Source organism: Devosia sp. CN2-171, assembly GCF_049354815.1.
Classification (GTDB): domain Bacteria; phylum Pseudomonadota; class Alphaproteobacteria; order Rhizobiales; family Devosiaceae; genus Devosia_A.
This window is the reverse complement of the sequence record NZ_CP186479.1, coordinates 3,527,802-3,543,181: the sequence shown is the minus strand read 5'-3', so window position 1 is coordinate 3,543,181 and position 15,380 is coordinate 3,527,802. Positions and strand designations below refer to the sequence as shown.

Annotated in this window: 16 protein-coding genes; 10 read left to right on the top strand and 6 right to left on the bottom strand. The window is 65.0% G+C overall.

Going from position 1 to position 15,380, the window contains the following annotated elements:
* Positions 1 to 15 precede the first annotated feature (15 nt).
* Genes ACOYW5_RS17625 through ACOYW5_RS17615 form a run of 3 tightly spaced genes read left to right on the top strand, consistent with a single transcriptional unit; the run spans position 16 to position 1,433 of the window.
* Entirely contained in the window at positions 16 to 558 is a 543-nt protein-coding gene (locus tag ACOYW5_RS17625) for a methylamine dehydrogenase light chain (protein WP_423066195.1), read from the top strand.
* On the top strand, positions 551 to 991 hold the full coding sequence (locus ACOYW5_RS17620) for a c-type cytochrome (RefSeq protein WP_423066194.1): 441 nt from the start codon (positions 551 to 553) through the stop codon (positions 989 to 991). Before ACOYW5_RS17625 ends, ACOYW5_RS17620 begins: the two co-directional genes overlap by 8 nt.
* Before the next feature lies 1 nt (position 992).
* Entirely contained in the window at positions 993 to 1,433 is a 441-nt protein-coding gene (locus ACOYW5_RS17615) for a c-type cytochrome (RefSeq protein WP_423066193.1), read from the top strand.
* Positions 1,434 to 1,523: 90 nt separating this feature from the next.
* Here the strand turns inward: ACOYW5_RS17615 and ACOYW5_RS17610 are convergent, their stop codons facing one another.
* Positions 1,524 to 2,441, bottom strand: a complete 918-nt coding sequence (locus tag ACOYW5_RS17610) for a helix-turn-helix domain-containing protein (protein ID WP_423066192.1) — start codon at positions 2,439 to 2,441, stop codon at positions 1,524 to 1,526.
* 333 nt (positions 2,442 to 2,774) lie between these two features.
* A complete protein-coding gene (locus tag ACOYW5_RS17605; RefSeq protein ID WP_423066191.1) occupies positions 2,775 to 3,296 on the bottom strand; it encodes a hypothetical protein in 522 nt (173 codons plus the stop codon).
* A 563-nt stretch (positions 3,297 to 3,859) separates the two neighbouring features.
* Here ACOYW5_RS17605 and ACOYW5_RS17600 point away from each other — a divergent pair.
* Both ACOYW5_RS17600 and ACOYW5_RS17595 read left to right on the top strand, forming a co-directional pair.
* Complete coding sequence (locus tag ACOYW5_RS17600; protein ID WP_423066190.1) at positions 3,860 to 4,051, top strand: hypothetical protein; 192 nt, start codon at positions 3,860 to 3,862, stop codon at positions 4,049 to 4,051.
* A 24-nt stretch (positions 4,052 to 4,075) separates the two neighbouring features.
* Entirely contained in the window at positions 4,076 to 4,408 is a 333-nt protein-coding gene (locus tag ACOYW5_RS17595; protein ID WP_423066189.1) for a hypothetical protein, read from the top strand.
* Positions 4,409 to 4,734: 326 nt separating this feature from the next.
* On the opposite strand, the gene ACOYW5_RS17590 is transcribed toward ACOYW5_RS17595, so the two are convergent.
* Genes ACOYW5_RS17590 through ACOYW5_RS17575 form a run of 4 tightly spaced genes read right to left on the bottom strand, consistent with a single transcriptional unit; the run spans position 4,735 to position 8,909 of the window.
* On the bottom strand, positions 4,735 to 5,871 hold the full coding sequence (locus ACOYW5_RS17590; protein ID WP_423066188.1) for an iron-containing alcohol dehydrogenase: 1,137 nt from the start codon (positions 5,869 to 5,871) through the stop codon (positions 4,735 to 4,737).
* Positions 5,864 to 6,793 carry a dihydrodipicolinate synthase family protein gene (locus ACOYW5_RS17585; protein WP_423066187.1) on the bottom strand — a complete coding sequence of 310 codons (930 nt, stop codon included), beginning with the start codon at positions 6,791 to 6,793 and terminating at the stop codon, positions 5,864 to 5,866. The genes ACOYW5_RS17590 and ACOYW5_RS17585 overlap by 8 nt, the downstream gene beginning before the upstream one ends.
* Positions 6,793 to 7,740 carry a 4-hydroxythreonine-4-phosphate dehydrogenase PdxA gene (gene pdxA, locus ACOYW5_RS17580; RefSeq protein WP_423066186.1) on the bottom strand — a complete coding sequence of 316 codons (948 nt, stop codon included), beginning with the start codon at positions 7,738 to 7,740 and terminating at the stop codon, positions 6,793 to 6,795. Before pdxA ends, ACOYW5_RS17585 begins: the two co-directional genes overlap by 1 nt.
* Complete coding sequence (locus tag ACOYW5_RS17575) at positions 7,737 to 8,909, bottom strand: sialidase family protein (RefSeq protein ID WP_423066185.1); 1,173 nt, start codon at positions 8,907 to 8,909, stop codon at positions 7,737 to 7,739. Before ACOYW5_RS17575 ends, pdxA begins: the two co-directional genes overlap by 4 nt.
* A 304-nt stretch (positions 8,910 to 9,213) precedes the next feature.
* Between ACOYW5_RS17575 and ACOYW5_RS17570 the strand changes: the two genes are divergently transcribed.
* The 5 genes from ACOYW5_RS17570 to ACOYW5_RS17550 all read left to right on the top strand — a co-directional run bounded on the left by ACOYW5_RS17570 (position 9,214) and on the right by ACOYW5_RS17550 (position 15,379).
* On the top strand, positions 9,214 to 10,716 hold the full coding sequence (locus ACOYW5_RS17570; RefSeq protein ID WP_423069490.1) for an ABC transporter substrate-binding protein: 1,503 nt from the start codon (positions 9,214 to 9,216) through the stop codon (positions 10,714 to 10,716).
* A 134-nt stretch (positions 10,717 to 10,850) separates the two neighbouring features.
* Positions 10,851 to 11,765, top strand: coding sequence for an ABC transporter permease (locus ACOYW5_RS17565; RefSeq protein WP_423066184.1), 915 nt, complete (start codon positions 10,851 to 10,853; stop codon positions 11,763 to 11,765).
* Positions 11,766 to 11,837: 72 nt separating this feature from the next.
* The gene (locus tag ACOYW5_RS17560; protein WP_423069489.1) at positions 11,838 to 12,740 is read left to right on the top strand and encodes an ABC transporter permease; all 903 of its coding nucleotides are present in this window, start codon (positions 11,838 to 11,840) and stop codon (positions 12,738 to 12,740) included.
* Positions 12,733 to 14,352 carry an ABC transporter ATP-binding protein gene (locus ACOYW5_RS17555; protein WP_423066183.1) on the top strand — a complete coding sequence of 540 codons (1,620 nt, stop codon included), beginning with the start codon at positions 12,733 to 12,735 and terminating at the stop codon, positions 14,350 to 14,352. The genes ACOYW5_RS17560 and ACOYW5_RS17555 overlap by 8 nt, the downstream gene beginning before the upstream one ends.
* Complete coding sequence (locus tag ACOYW5_RS17550; protein ID WP_423066182.1) at positions 14,345 to 15,379, top strand: four-carbon acid sugar kinase family protein; 1,035 nt, start codon at positions 14,345 to 14,347, stop codon at positions 15,377 to 15,379. Before ACOYW5_RS17555 ends, ACOYW5_RS17550 begins: the two co-directional genes overlap by 8 nt.
* Position 15,380: the final 1 nt, after the last annotated feature.

The following is a 15,380-nucleotide window of genomic DNA, read 5'->3' as shown; positions in this document are numbered from 1 at the left end:
CGAACGGAGAGAAAAATGTTCAACATCGTCGATTCGCTGCTCGAATGGCTGGACAACCGGGCCGAGTCCGGCGCCCGCCGGGTGGCGCAACAGACGGGGCGGCGCAGCTTCCTCACCAAGACCGGTGCGGCCCTGCTCGGTGGCGCGCTGCTGCCCATGCTGCCCTACGACCGTAACTTCGGCGAAGCCCATGCCCAGGAAGGCGCCTCCGCCGACGGCGACCAGACCGAGTGCGAATACTGGCGGTACTGCGCGCTCGACGGGAACCTCTGCAACGATTGCGGCGGCTCGCTCACCGAATGCCCGCCGGGTTCGGAGGCCTCGAAGGTCAGTTGGGTCGGCACCTGCCGCAACCCGAATGACGAAAAGGACTACCTCGTCTCCTACAACGACTGCTGCGGCAAGGCCTCGTGCTCGGGTTCGTTCTGCTTCACCTCCGAGGGCGAACGGCCAGGCTACCGGATGGGTCTATACAACGACATCAATTGGTGCATGGCCAACACCTCCAAGGGCTACCACTGCACTGTCGCCGTCCTCGTGGGACTTGCGGATGCGTAATCTATCCGCGCTTACCGCGGTCCTGCTGCTGGCGGCCTCCGGGCCGGCAGCGGCGGCGGAGGGCGAGGCGATCTTCAACGACGTCTGCTCGGCCTGCCACCAGCCGGGCGGCGTCGGCCAGCCGGGTCTCGCTCCGCCACTGGTCGACGCGCCGCTGTGGTCGGCGCTGGGTGCCAAGGCGCCGGACTACGTGGTCGGGGTGGTTCTCGCGGGCCTTACCGGCACGATCGAGGCGGCCGGCCAGAGTTACATCGGGCTCGTCATGCCGACGCACGACTTCATGAGCGACGACGACATCGCGGCGGTCACCAACTACGTGCTGCAGGACCTGAACCAGGTTGGAACGCCCATCGATGCCGCGGCCGTCGCCGCCGCCCGCATCGCCGTGCCCACGCACAAGCAACTGCGCGACATGCGCAAGGTCGGGGGCTGACATGCGCGGCCTTGCTGTTCTCGCCCTTGGCCTCGCTCTGGCCTCGCCCGCCCTCGCACAGGAGGCTGGCCGCACCAATTTCATCCTGCGCTGCGCCGGCTGCCACGCCATGGACGGGTCGGGGAGCGAGCCGGGTGGCATTCCCGACTTCCGCAACTATGTCGGCGCTTTCGCCCGGACCGATGACGGTCGCCGCTACCTCATGCACGTTCCCGGTGTGGTGAGCGCCAGCCTCACCGATACAGAGATTGCCGACGTGATGAACTATGTCATGGACACCTGGGGCGGAACCTCGCTGGCCCCTGACCACCGGCCCTTCACCGGAGCCGAGGTGACAACGCTCAGGGCCGCGCCAGTCGCCGACGTGGTGGCCTATCGGCGCAAAGTGGCAGCCGACCTGATGGCGCAGGGAATCGCGACGGCAGGCTATCCCTGGCCCTAGTGCGACGCTGTTGCAGAGCCGAAGGCTGAACGTCGCAGTGCGAGCGACCCGCGCTGCCTGACCACTATCCGGGTCGCTTGACGGAGAGGACTAGCTTTTCCGCTGCTGCCGCCACCTTCCGGGGCTGACGCCGACCGTTCGGCTGAAGACACGTGTCAGGTGGCTTTGATCCGCGAAGCCGCAGGCGACCGCGATCTCGCTGAGCGGGATCTCCTGGTGTGTCAGCAGTTCCATCGCCCGCCCGACGCGCTTGCCCAGCAGGAAGCGATGCGGTGGCATGCCCATTGTCGCCCTGAACGCACGCGCGAAATGGCTAGGCGACTGCCTGCAGATCGCGGCAAGTTCACTGATACTGATGTCGGTGTCGAGGTGCGCCGCAAGATACTCGAGCACACGTGCCTCCTGCCACGGCGCGAGACGCCCCCGCCAGCGATCGGTCACGCGAACCGAGCCATAGGTCGCAGCAAAGTGTGACGCAGCCGCCGCGATCACATGATCGGCAAACAGGCGATTGACCTCCTGCGGTCGCGCAAGACCCGGCAAGAGCGAGCGCGCAAGGTGCAGCAGCGTGTCGTCGGAGCGTCCGGCCTCGAAGGACGGCGCCGCGATTTCAATTCTTGCATCGGGGCGCCCCTCGAGCACGACCTTGCGTAGCAGGGATTGGGGAAAGCTGAAATGCACACAGTCGAAGGCGTCGACGAGCTCGGAGGTCCAGTTGTACCTGAGGTCGTGAACATGCACGCTGCCTTCGGTCATCTCGGACGTCGGCAAATGGCGGCCATCCCACCATGTGTGCCCCGGATCCATGTGCCGCAGGTGCACGGTGCAGAGGATCGCGTCCTGGATGCCGAACGTCTCCGCCGTATGGCTGCTGTCGCGCATGGCCCGCCGCTCATGCTGGAAGGTCCGTGCAACGACCAGATCGCCGTTCAGCAGCGCTTGCCGGAAGAACCCTGCCCTGTAGTACGACGCCCCCTCAGGAGGCATCGCGCGCATCTGCGGCGACATGCTGGAACATTTCGACCGTTGTTTCGGCAACGATAGCGTCGTCGACAGGAGGCAGTCAAAGCCCACGCCTGAGAGTCGGCTTCTGGCGCGAAGCGGTCGCTCGAGCGCGCCAAGCAAGATGTCTTGGTCGCACGAAAAGCTTGCGTTACGGACACAAGGCCGGCCCTTCAAGGCGCACTTCGACGGAAGGGAAATGGCGGAGAGGGAGACTTTGCGACCAAGAGCCGGGCTGCGCAGAATCCACGGCGTGACTAAACACTAGCAGAGCCACCTACAAAATGGCTGACGTGGCGCATGAGTTCGCTGACGGGGGGCGGCGTAAGGCGGCAGACTCTAGCCCGAAACGTTGCTCACGAATGGCACCTCTCCGGCACTGGTGACGTGCCTGGCGACCGACAGCGCCTCTCGCAGTACCTCGGGGTCGTCGCCGGCCAGGGTCAAAGCCACCTGGCTGATCCTGAACGTGCCGCAAGTAGGACAGCGGTACTCACGGTACTCCGCATTCGACGCTAGCAATGTGGCTGGCTCCAGCGACACCGGGCATATCGACGGCTGCGCACGGCCAAAGGGCTGTTCCGGTTCGGTGAGTCCGTCGTACGCGGACTCGCTCGGAGGTATTGGCCCGTTGTCCACCAGCCCTGTCTCGCTGCGCTCCAGACTTTCGAGGGCACGCCCCACTCTCTCCGCCACATCGGTGCGGAATTTATGATCCGGGGCGGTCGTTTCGTACTCGTGGAGGTCCTCCACCGAGATACCAGCCGCCTGTGCGAAGTCGTCGGTATCGAGGCCCAGCGACAAGCGTCGATTGTGATCGCCTTTGGGTGAACGGTCAGCGGGGTTGGCTGGATAGGTCATGGCGTCCTCCAAGCTGCACCGCAACGAGTGCGGACCTGCCACCCGCTCAGTGCGCGACTTCCGGACGTCATCGGGCTGCAGAGGTGATCAGCTGCCCTTTCGCGGACAGAGCCAGCTAGAAGTTGCAATGTCGCTGAGAGTGCGCGGTTCCCAAGACGAAGAACAAATCCACGATGGAGCTGATGCGTCCGAGCGAAATCCGACCAGCCCCGGGGAGCACAAGGTGCTCAGGGGGAAGTACGGGATCTGGTGGGCAATAGCCGCCTGGTCGGTCCTGGTCGCGGTGCTTTTCCTTGCGGTGGCAGGAGCTTGGGCAATCGCCGACTGGCTTTACGACTGAGGCGGTCCGCCAGCGCCGGCCGTGAACTGACTGCGCCTTCATGTGGCTGCGTCGGAGTTCGTCGGCACTCCGCCCGACTTAGCTTTGTTAAATGCCAAAGTCGGACAACGGGAATAGTGCTCATCCTTTCTGGGAGGTGCTTGGCGCCTTTTTCTCTGAGGCTTGAACCCCTCGAGTCAGGCACCTAGCTCAACTTGGCAACACAACCGGAAGGAGGTTTTCAATGTCTCGATTGGTCGACTGGATTGATGGCTGGGAGGTCCGTCTCCGGGATGATCACGGCTATGGCGTCTACGATAGTCACGGCCTTGTTGCCGGTCCCTTCGGCACCGAGAGCGCCGCAATCAGGGCGGCGCTGCAGCTACCAAAGCCGCGAAGCGTTCTGCGCGAAGGCGTCGGTGTCTGGCCGGTTTAGCCGATTGGCCGAGGGAGGTTGATCATGCGCACTTATCCGCAAGCGCAACGCAGGTCGAAGGGGCGATTGCTTGTCCGCCGGTATGTTGCCGACCTTGCCCGTTGGCATCAGCAGGTGGCATTTCTGCGTGCGCGACTTGAAGGGCTGCAAAGCACACACCACGAGCGGGAGGAAGCGCTTCGGCAGCTTAGCGCGCTCAGCCGCGAAGCACAGGAAGCTTACGATGACTTCCGCACCGACGTCGGCTCGGCGGACAGTGAGCCTGTGGAGGCGGCCGCCTCGGCGTTCAGGGCACTGACTGCCCTACTGGCGGGGGTTCTCGTAGAGGCAAACACTTCGCGCCCCGCCCGCCACTAGAACAAGCTGGAATGCATCGCGACTTCGAGCAGGACTTTGGCGTCTCCAGTTGGGCTCGTGCGACCGCCAGGGGCGGATCGACTCGACCTTTCCGCGGGTTAGCTGCGGCACGCGCACCGAGCCATAGCTCCACCGCGCATGGACAACGAATATGGCTCAGCGATGTCGACAGGGTCCGGTTTGCGCCAAAGCGCTCACCCGGGCGGAGAGAACCGGGCTGATTTCGAACAGGCGATCTCTCTGACACGGGCATCGTTCCCGGTCGATGGGCCGACGTCCTGTCACAGCTGACCGACGGGACTAGTGCCCGTGGCGGCGAGTTGTCCTCAAAACGCCTTACGGAAGATCGTTTCGATGTCTTCCAGACCGAGAGTGCGCGGGTTGTTGTCGATCAGCCGCTTGATGGCGAACGCATCCTCCGCGAAGAGCCGGAGGTCCTGTTCTCTGGCTCCGTGCCGCTCGATCCTCATCTCCACACCCAGATTCGCGCAGTAGGTGAACGCTTCGGATAGCACGATGTTCTGGTCCGGCTCGCCTCTGAGCCCGAGGGCCGCCATGACCATGGCAGTCTTTTCTCGCCGCACGGGGGCGTTGAAGGCCAGCACATGCGGGAAGATGATGGCGTTGGCGAGCCCGTGCGGCAGCTTGAGCCGCGTACCGAGCGGGTAGGCCAGTGCATGCCCGCCGGCCGTGTTCACCGGGCCAAGACAGACGCCGCCATAATAGGAGGCTAGCATCATGCCGGCGCGCGCCTCGGTGTCCTTGCCGTCGAGGACAGCGCGGCTCAGGTAGCGGCCGACCAGCTCGATGCCGAGGGTCGCGTAGCCGTCGATCAGAGGGTGCGCCTTGATGTTGGTAAAGGCCTCGACGCAGTGAGCCAGCGCATCGATACCTGTCGCGGCGGTGACAGCCGAGGGTACGGAATAGGTGAGTTCGGGATCGAGTACGGCGATGTCGGCCAGCATGAACCGGCTCTCGATCGCCATCTTCGCCAGCGTCTCGGGATTGGTGACGAGCGAGCGAATTCCAGCTTCCGAGCCGGTGCCCGAAGTCGTCGGCACCTGCGCCAGCGCCGAGCGACGGCCCAAGACCCTGTCGACGCCGACGACGTCCGGCAGCGTCTGCTCGCTATCCCACAGGACCGCAACGAGCTTGGCGACGTCCATAACGGAGCCACCACCCAGCCCGATTACCAGATCCGGCTTGAACGCACGCGCAGCGGCAAGCACGACCTCGACCGCCGGAAGATCCGGCTCGGGAGGGATGTCGATGTAGGTCGCGATCTCGCCGCTGAGCCCTATGCGATCGACGAAGCCGACCGTGGGGGCCATAGCAACGACGAAAATCCGCTGGTAACCGGCGGCCCAGGCACCGAGACGGGCGATGGCGCCTGCCCCGATCTCGAGCCGCGACGGCTGCAGCAGGGTGATGGGACGGGCCATGGAGAGGATAACTTCAGACATTGTCCGTGGCCTCCAGCTCGTCCATTCTGGCCCAGACGATGGCGATTTCGGCTGCGGTCAGTTCGACCAGAGGCGGACGCACGCGCGTCCAGCCGTCGTGACCGCGGCGTTTGGCCAGCATCGCTTTGACGGTCGGCAGCTGCACGTATGCGTTGCTGAGATCGCGCCACGCATTGATGCGTGCCTGCGCGGCCTCGACCTCAGCGGTCTTGGCCGGATCGAACCAGTTGTCGAACACGATGCGCAGGTGCCTTGCGATCAGGTTGGAGCTCGAGGTTATGCAGCCCGCACCGCCCGACTTGAGCAGCGGCAGCATGAATGGATCGGCCCCTGCGAGCACCGAGAAGTTATCGAAGGCGCCGGCAAAGGCTTGCATGCTCTCGATTTTGCCCGAGCTGTCCTTGACGCCAACGATGATACCCGGGAAGGCTTCGAGCAGCCGTCCGCTCAGCTCCAGCGAGATGCCGACCTGGGCGATGGGTGGGATGTGGTAGAGCACGACACGCAGGGCGTCGCTGCCGACACCCTCAATGACCTCGGCATAGAAGCGGAAGAGGCCCTCGTCGCTCACGCCCTTGTAGTAGAAGGGCGGCAGGACGACGCTGGCCGCGACGCCTGCGTCGAGCGCGTGCCTGGTCAGCGTGACGGTGTCGGCAACGTTGGTCTGCGAGGTGCCGGGCAAGAGGCGCTTCGCATCGACACCGGCCGCAATGACCTTCTCCACCAGCGTCATGCGCTGGCCGAGGCTGAACGAGTTCGCCTCGCCAGTGGTGCCAAGCAGGGCGATGCCGTCGCAGCCCTCCTGCAGCAGCGCCTTGGTATGAGCTGCGAAGGTGGCGTGGTCGGGCGTGCCGTCGGAATTAATCGGAGTGGCCGAGGCGCTGAACACGCCGTGGATGGGAAGCCTGGTCGCGGGGTTCATCACTTCTTGCCTGCAACGAGCCGGCGCGCATAGGCGATGGCCGAGTTCATATTGGTGTGGTTGGCCTTGCCAGTGCCGGCGATATCGAAGGCGGTGCCGTGGTCGACCGAGGTGCGGTCGATGGGCAGGCCGAGCGACACGTTCACCGCGGTATCGAAGGCGACGAGCTTGATCGGGATGTGGCCCTGGTCGTGATACTGCGCGATCACGAGATCGAAGGCGCCGTTATAGGCGCGGTGATAGACCGTATCGGCCGAGATCGGGCCAACGACGTTGATGCCTTCGGCCTTGGCCCACGCGACGGCCGGGACCACCTGCTGGTCGTCCTCGCTGCCGAACAGGCCATTCTCGCCGCAATGCGGATTGATGCCGGCGACGGCGATGCGCGGGTTGTCGTAGCCGATGCGCTTCAGGTGGTCGTTGCCGGTGCGGATGGTGGCGAGGATGCGCTCGGGTGTCGCGCGGTCGATGGCGGTCTTGAGCGATACATGGGTCGAGACGTGGATGACCTTCAGCCTGTCGGAGCCCAGTAGCATCCAGGCTGTCTTCTGACCTGTGAGATGGGCCAGCATACCGGTATGGCCGTCATAATGGTGACCGGCGAGGTTCAGCGCTTCCTTGTTGATTGGCGCAGTGACGATGCAGCCGATCTTGCCGGCCTGCGCGTCGCGCACCGCCTTTTCGATGAAGCGGAAGGCGGCGTCGCCGGCGCGCGGATCGAGCTTGCCCCAGGGCAGCGGGCCGCCTTCGATCGGCAGGTCGACCACAACCTTGTCGAGATCGAGTGTCAGCCCCGCGGCCTCGAGCGCGTTCTCCAGCGTCTCGCGGTTGCCGTAGATGCGGGTACGCCCCCGGTCCTCGGCCGACATCTCGGCGACGGCCTTGACCGAGATTTCCGGGCCGACGCCGGCCGGGTCGCCCATGGTGATGCCGATTATGTCGCTCACGACTTGTCTCCGTCGATCCATCCCGCAGGGAGACGGACATATTTGATCGCCCGCCGGAAGTAGGTGTAGGCGACGTGGATCGCGCCGTCCGCGCCTTCCAGCAGATAGGGGTAGGACAGCTCAAAGTTCTTGCCGTCCACCGAGTTATTGGTGAGGCAGGTGCCCGGGCTGTCGTCGACGATGCGGCGGATCGGCCAGGTGAGGCCACCATCGGTCGAGATGCAGAGGGTCAGCGGCGCCCGCGGAACGCCCCATATGGGGGCGCAGCCCCCGCTGGCGTCGGGCCGGTCGTCGCCTCCCTCGAGCTCATCGTAGAGCGAGGCACGACGATCGGTCGAAGTGGCCGCCGAGACTGGGTTGCACACCATGGCGAGGCGGCCATCGGCGAGCCGGATGACGTTGATCGAGCTGTTGTTGTTCGGCACATCCGTCGGTGCCGGCGCCGACCAGCTGAAGCCGCCGTCACGACTTTCGGAGCGGTGGACGAGATCCGACTGCCGCCTGCGGTAGAAGGCGACCATGTGGTCGCCATCGAGCGGCACGATGGTCATATGCACCGAGCCGATCGAGCCCGGGACTTCGTCCAGCGTCCAGCTCTGGCCGTCATCGAGGCTCGCGGCCACCCCGGCAGTGTCGTGGCTGCCGTTCCAGCGCTGGCCCGCCTGCGTGATGCAGCGGAACACCGGCATCAGCCAGGCGCCGTCCTTGCGGCGGACGAAGCGCGCGCGAACGAAGGTGCCGAGCGGCAGGGCGATCTCGCGCGGCTCGCCACCGGTCAGGCGGTCGCCATCGAGCGACACCGGGCGAATGCGAAGCAGGCACTCGTCCTGGTTGCCGGCCGGCTGGGCGGTGTGGATCAGCTGCCAGTTACCGGCGCCGTCGCGGGCAAGAACCGGGTTCTGCTCGGAGCGGTCGGCATCGTTGCTGAGCTGCACCGTGGGGCCGAACGCCTCGGCCCCGGGCCTGAGCACGGTGCCGTGGATGGAGATGTCCGACTTGCCTTCCAGCGTGCCGCCGAACCAAAGGCAGGCCAGCGTGCCGTCGTCGAGCAACTCGATGAAGGCCGCATGATTCTGCACCATCGGTGAGGCGAGGAACGCCTCCTTGCGCCCGTCGGCCGCGCCGACGAGCTGCCCGTCCATGCGTGCGGCAATCTCGTCCGGAGTCATTTCTCCCCCTTCCTGGTTGGCCGCAAAAGTCACATCCAAACACATGTTGTCAAGTTATAATCCTTCGGCGCGGCATTCGCTGGCTGCAACATGTCATAATTTAAACATGGTATTTCAACATATTAGCTGGCAAGCGCCTCCGACGGTGATGCGTCAATACACTTTTGGTTTGACAACTAAGCTGCATCGCGGCTTAGGTGTGCCCCGCTGGCGACCGCATAAGTGGCGCCCCGGAGGATTTCGCGCAGGCCGCTCGCAGCTCGGTCTACGCTACCCGCGAAAGCTGCGATGGGAGGATGAGTTGATCATCAGACACGTTCTGGTTGGCGCCATCTTGGCTTCGAGCATGATCGCTCCGGCCTTGGCACAGACCAACACCGACATAACCGTGGTGCTCAGTGAAGAGCTGGACCTGGTCGAACCCTGCATGGCGACCCGCTCGAATATCGGCCGCGTCATCATGGGGAACATCTCCGAGACGCTGACCGAGCTCGACGTGCGTGGCGACAAGGGCCTGATGCCGCGCCTCGCCGAGAGCTGGGAGGACAAGGGCAACGGCACCTGGCAGTTCAAGCTACGCCCGGGCGTGAAGTTCTCGGACGGTACCGATTTCGACGCCGCCGACGTGGAGCACTCCTTCGCCCGCGTCTTCAGCGACCAGATCACCTGCGAGAGCAAGCGCTACTTCGCCGACACCAAGCTCGCTTTCACCGTGGTTGACGCCAACACTATCGACGTCACTGCGACCCCGCCCCAGCCCATCCTGCCGCTGCTGATGTCGCTAGTCACGATCGTTCCGTCGGAGACCCCGATGGAGTTCGTGCGCGATCCGATCGGCACCGGTCCCTACAAGCTCACCGAGTGGACCGCCGGCCAGCAGATCGTGCTCGATCGCCGCGACGACTACTGGGGCACCGCTCCGGCCGTGACCAAGGCCACCTACGTGTTCCGTTCGGAATCGGCGGTTCGCGCCGCCATGGTTGCCGCCGGCGAGGCCGACATCGCGCCGCAGATCTCGGCTGTCGACGCCACCAACCCGGCCACCGATTTCAGCTACCCGAACTCGGAAACCGTGTACCTGCGTATCGACCAGACGGTCGAGCCGATGGGTGACCTCCGCGTCCGCCAGGCGCTGAACGCCGCCATCGATCGCGAAGCCTTCATCGGCACCGTGTTGCCGGCCGGCACCGAGCTTGCCGTCGCCATGGTGCCGCCGACGACGCTCGGCTGGAATCCGGACCTGACACCGCCGGCCTATGACCTGCAGCAGGCCAAGGACCTCCTCGCCGCTGCCGCCGCCGATGGCGTGAACGTCACGGCGCCGGTCGAAGTGATCGCCCGCACCGAGAATTTCCCGGGCGTCACCGAAGTGGGCGAGGCGCTGGTCGACATGCTCAAGGAAGCCGGCTTCAACGCCAGCCTGCGCATGGTCGAAGTGGCCGAGCACGAGCAGTACTACAGTAAGCCCTACCCCGAGGGGCGTAACGCCCAGCTCGTGGTTGCCCAGCACGACAACGCGCGCGGTGACCCGGTGTTCTCGATGTACTTCAAGTACCACAGCCAGGGCACCCAGTCGGGCATCAACGACCCCAAGGTCGACGACCTGATCACCCGCGCCAGCGCCGCCACCGGCGAAGAGCGCGCCAAACTCTGGTCCGAGCTGTTCGCCTACGTACAGAAGGATGTCGTCGCCGACGTCCTGCTGTTCCACATGGTCGGGCTGAGCCGCGTGAGTGAGCGCCTCGACTTCACGCCGACCATCGCCACCAACCAGCAGCTGCAGCTGAGCGAGATCGCCTTCAAGTAAGGCCGCTCTGCAGTACAATCAGGCAGCGCCGGACCCCCGCGTCCGGCGCCGCTGCTTAAACTCAGGACGCGCTTTCGAGGTGGAAAGGCTGCAACTTTTCCTGAAAGCGCTCTGCAAAACTTCGGAATGCCGCCATGACCAGACTGATCGGACAACGTGCGATCGCCAGCCTCCTCTCCCTGTTCGGGCTGATGGTCCTGGTCTTCTTCCTCTCCCGCCTGACCGGCGATCCGGCGGTGCTGTTCCTGCCCATCGACGCCACCGAGCAGATGAAGCAGCAGTTCCGGGCCCTACACGGTCTCGACCTGCCGGTGGTCGAGCAGTTCTGGCGCTATCTTGTCGACCTGGTGCAACTCGATTTCGGCGAGAGCCTGCGCAAGGCGCGACCCGCCCTCGACGTGGTGCTCGAAGCCTATGCGTGGACGCTGCCGCTGGCGCTGATCACCATGGGCATCGTGGTTGTCGCGGCGATCGTGCTCGGCTCGCTCGCAGCCTTCAATGTCGGCGGCTTCTTCGACCGGCTGGTCTCGATTGTTTCGCTGGTCGGCGCCTCGGCTCCCGATTTTTGGATCGCGATCGTCGCGATCGTCGTCTTCTCGATCGGCCTGGGCTGGGTGCCCACTTCCGGTGTCGGCACGCCGTTGCACTGGGTGCTGCCGATCGCGGTGCTGTTCATCCGCCCCTTCGGCCTCGTGGTGCAGGTCGTGCGCGGCTCGATGTTGTCGGCTCTCTCGGCGCCCTATGTGAAGACAGCGCGGGCCAAGGGCGTGAAGAACATGCCGCTGATCTTCGTCCATACGTTGCGCAACGGCATGCTGCCGGTGATTACGGTGATCGGCGACCAGGCGGCGGCCATGCTCAACGGTGCGGTGATCGTCGAGACGATCTTCGGCTTTCCCGGCGTCGGCAAGCTCATGATCGACTCGATCCTGCAGCGCGACTTCAACGTGGTACTGGCGGCCATTATGGTCACGGCCATCGCCATCTTCATCATGAACATCCTGATCGACATGGCGTACTCGCTGCTCGATCCTCGGATCCGGCACTAAGGAGGCGTCGCCATGACGGACATGTCGCTCGCCAAAGAGCCCGCAAAGACACCGGTTCAGTCACCGGCCCCCATGCCGCGCCCGGCCTGGCCGCTGCTCGCCATGCTGTGGCGCGACAAATTGGCCTTCACCTCGGCCATAGTGCTGCTCCTGATCATCGTCGCGGCGCTGATCGGCCCGGCTTTGCTGGGCGAAATGGCCAACGACCAGAACCTGCGCGGCCGCAATTTCGCGCCGTTCAGCCTGACCCGCGGCTGGGAATTCTTCCTCGGCGGCGACTCGCTGGGTCGGCCGATGCTGGCCAGGCTGATCGTTGCCGCGCACTCTACCATCCTGATCGCCGGCGGCACCGTCCTTGCGGCCATGGTGATCGGCGCGGGCCTCGGCCTCGTTGGCGGCTACATCGGCAAGAATACCTCGCAGGTGATCATGCGGCTGGCCGACGTGATCATGAGTTTTCCTTCACTGCTGCTGGCAGTGGTGGTGCTCTATGTGCTTGGGCCGTCGATCCCCAACATGATCCTCGTCCTCGCCATCACCCGCATTCCGATCTACCTGCGCACGACGCGCGCCGAGGTGCTGGAAGTGCGCGAGCGCATGTTCGTGCAGGCCGCCATCGTGATGGGCGCTTCGCACCGGCGCATCATCTTCCGGCACATCCTGCCGGTGGTGGCGCCGACACTGGTGACCATCGCAACGCTCGACTTCGCGTTCGTGATGCTGGCCGAAAGCTCGCTTAGCTTCCTCGGCATCGGCGTCCAGCCGCCGGACATCACCTGGGGCCTGATGGTGGCGCAGGGGCGGCCGTACCTCACCAGCGCATGGTGGCTGGCCTTCTGGCCAGGCCTGCTGATCGTCATCACCGCCCTGTCGCTGAACCTGCTGTCGGGCTGGATGCGCATTGCGCTCGATCCCAACCAGCGCTGGCGCCTCGAGGCCCGCAGCACTACGGAAGCGAGCAAGACAAATGGCTGACGCGATCCTCTCGGTCAAAGACCTGTCGGTCGACTTCCATACCGCGCGGGGCACCGTGCATGCGGTCAAAAATGTCAGCTGGTCGGTAAATCGCAGCGAGACGCTGGCGATCCTGGGCGAAAGCGGTTCGGGCAAATCTGTCTCCGCCAACGCGGTGATGAACCTGCTCGATATCCCGCCTGCCAAGATCGTCTCGGGCGAGATCATCTACGAGGGCGAGGACCTGCTGAAGGTCAGCTACGAGAAGCACCGGGCCCTGAACGGCAAGAAGATCGCGATGATCTTCCAGGATCCGCTGGGTCACCTGAACCCCGTCTACACCGTCGGCTGGCAGATCGTGGAGATGATGACGGCGCATGGCCGACCGGCCGATATGGCCCGGGCCCGCGCACTGGAACTCATTGCTCGAGTGGGCATCCCTGACCCCGAAACGGCCATGCGGAAATATCCGCATCAGTTCTCGGGCGGCCAACGGCAGCGCCTGATGATCGCCATGGCGCTCATGCTAAAGCCGGAGATCCTGATTGCCGACGAGCCGACCACGGCGCTCGACGTCACCATCCAGGCCGAGGTGCTGGCGCTGCTGAAGGAACTGCAGGCCGAGACCGGCATGGCGATGGTCCTGATCACTCACGATCTCGGCGTCGTCGCCGAGATCGCCGACCGCGTCGTGGTGATGAACCAGGGCGAGATCGTCGAAGCGGGTTCGGTCCGCGACGTCTATCACAACCCGCAGCACCCCTATACGAAGAAGCTGATCGCGGCGGCACCAGGGAAGGGCGCGATCAAACTGCTCGACACTGGCACGCCGTTGCTGCTCGAGACCAAGAACCTCACCAAGACCTACGGCAGTTTCACCGCGCTCAAAGGCGCTTCGCTGACGCTTGCGCGTGGCCAGAGCCTCGCGGTGGTCGGCGAAAGCGGTTCGGGCAAGTCAACGCTCGCCCGGACACTGCTGCGGCTGGAGACCGCTGATGCCGGCGAAGCACTGTGGAAGGGCCGCGACCTTCTGAAATTGGGTGCGCGCGACCTTCTTGCCGTGCGCCGCGAGATCCAGATGGTGTTCCAGGACCCGACACAGTCGCTGAACCCGCGCATGTCGGTCTACCAGCTGATCGCCGAGGGCTGGGATATCCACAAGCTGATGCCGGACAAGCCGAAACGACATGGTCGCGTTGCGGAACTCCTCGACCAGGTGGGACTCCAGCCCGAGCACGCCGAACGCTACCCCCACCAGTTTTCCGGTGGGCAGCGCCAGCGTATCGCTATCGCCCGAGCCCTGGCGCTCGAGCCGGAACTGATCGTCTGCGACGAGGCGGTGTCGGCGCTCGACGTGTCGATCCAGGCCCAGGTGATCGCGTTGCTCGACAGCCTGCGGCAGCGCCTCGGCATCTCATTCCTGTTCATCGCCCACGATCTCGGCGTGGTCCGCGATTTCGCCGACACCGTCATCGTCATGAACAAGGGCGAGATCGTCGAGCGTGGACCGACGGCGCAGATATTCGACAACCCCCAGCACGCCTATACGCAGCGGCTGCTGGCGGCCAATCTCGATCCCGATCCGGACGTGCAGGCGCAGCGGCGCGCGTCGAGCTCTTTGACCAATGCCTGAACTGGCGATCATCGCCGACGACCTGACCGGGGCTCTCGATGCAGCGGCGCCGTTCGCCATGCGCGGGATCACCACAACGGTCGCGCTGGGTGCTTCCGCTATCCCTACGGCCATCGCCACAGGCGTCACCGTGGTGGGCGTCTCCACCGACAGCCGCGAGGTTTCGCCCGAGCAGGCGCGCGAAAACACGCGGGCCGCCGTTGCAGCGCTGCCGGCGGGCACGACGTTGTTCAAGAAGGTCGACTCCCGGCTGAAGGGCAATATTGCCGTTGAGCTCGATGCGATCCCGCATGAGCGGAGCCTTGTGATCCCGGCGATCCCGGCCTTCGGCCGCTGGATGCGCGACGGCAGGCTTGGCGGCCTTGGCGTGAACGAACCGATCGACATCGCCGCGCGGCTCGGTCGGCACGCGGCAGTCGCGACGATCCCCGATATCTCCCAGCAGGCGGATATCGAAGCCGCTCTGGCGAACCCGCACGACCTGCCTATCGGGGCACGCGGACTGGCCGAGGCGATGGCCGCCGCCCTTGCGCCGGCGGCTAGAACGCCAGACACCACATTGCGCAACGAACGGGCTTATGTCGTCATCGGCTCCACCGACCCCATCACGCTCACCCAACTCGCCCGTCTGCGCGCCGGCGGCTTGAACCTCGCCTATGTCGCGGCCCCGAACGGGATCGGCCCACAGGTACTGCCGTCCGCTGCGCGGCTGACTGTCATCCAGGCGACGCCCGGCGCCGAGGCAGCCGATGGCAAATCGGTCGCACTCGCACTGGCGGACACATTGGCTCGCTTCGACCCGCCTCCCGGTTCGCTGCTCGTCCTTTCGGGCGGCGCCACCGCACAGGTGATCCTCGAGCGGCTCGGCATCGATGTGCTCGAACTTGTGGGCGAGGCCCTGCCCGGCCTGCCGCTGGCGCGGGCCAACGGCTTGACCTTTGTCACCAAATCAGGCGGCTTTGGCAGCGAGGACACCCTGGAGCGGCTGCTCGCCCCGTTCCAAGCGCATCAGGAGCGCATCGCATGAC

Coding starts and splice junctions, on each gene's coding strand:
- ACOYW5_RS17590 (WP_423066188.1), bottom strand. CDS start 5,871: ATGTCTGAAGTTATCCTCTCCATGGCCCGTCCCATCACCCTGCTGCAG.
- ACOYW5_RS17560 (WP_423069489.1), top strand. CDS start 11,838: ATGCCGCGCCCGGCCTGGCCGCTGCTCGCCATGCTGTGGCGCGACAAA.
- ACOYW5_RS17565 (WP_423066184.1), top strand. CDS start 10,851: ATGACCAGACTGATCGGACAACGTGCGATCGCCAGCCTCCTCTCCCTG.
- ACOYW5_RS17550 (WP_423066182.1), top strand. CDS start 14,345: ATGCCTGAACTGGCGATCATCGCCGACGACCTGACCGGGGCTCTCGAT.
- ACOYW5_RS17610 (WP_423066192.1), bottom strand. CDS start 2,441: ATGTCGCCGCAGATGCGCGCGATGCCTCCTGAGGGGGCGTCGTACTAC.
- ACOYW5_RS17595 (WP_423066189.1), top strand. CDS start 4,076: ATGCGCACTTATCCGCAAGCGCAACGCAGGTCGAAGGGGCGATTGCTT.
- ACOYW5_RS17605 (WP_423066191.1), bottom strand. CDS start 3,296: ATGACCTATCCAGCCAACCCCGCTGACCGTTCACCCAAAGGCGATCAC.
- ACOYW5_RS17615 (WP_423066193.1), top strand. CDS start 993: ATGCGCGGCCTTGCTGTTCTCGCCCTTGGCCTCGCTCTGGCCTCGCCC.
- ACOYW5_RS17620 (WP_423066194.1), top strand. CDS start 551: ATGCGTAATCTATCCGCGCTTACCGCGGTCCTGCTGCTGGCGGCCTCC.
- ACOYW5_RS17585 (WP_423066187.1), bottom strand. CDS start 6,793: ATGAACCCCGCGACCAGGCTTCCCATCCACGGCGTGTTCAGCGCCTCG.
- ACOYW5_RS17600 (WP_423066190.1), top strand. CDS start 3,860: ATGTCTCGATTGGTCGACTGGATTGATGGCTGGGAGGTCCGTCTCCGG.
- ACOYW5_RS17625 (WP_423066195.1), top strand. CDS start 16: ATGTTCAACATCGTCGATTCGCTGCTCGAATGGCTGGACAACCGGGCC.
- ACOYW5_RS17575 (WP_423066185.1), bottom strand. CDS start 8,909: ATGACTCCGGACGAGATTGCCGCACGCATGGACGGGCAGCTCGTCGGC.
- ACOYW5_RS17555 (WP_423066183.1), top strand. CDS start 12,733: ATGGCTGACGCGATCCTCTCGGTCAAAGACCTGTCGGTCGACTTCCAT.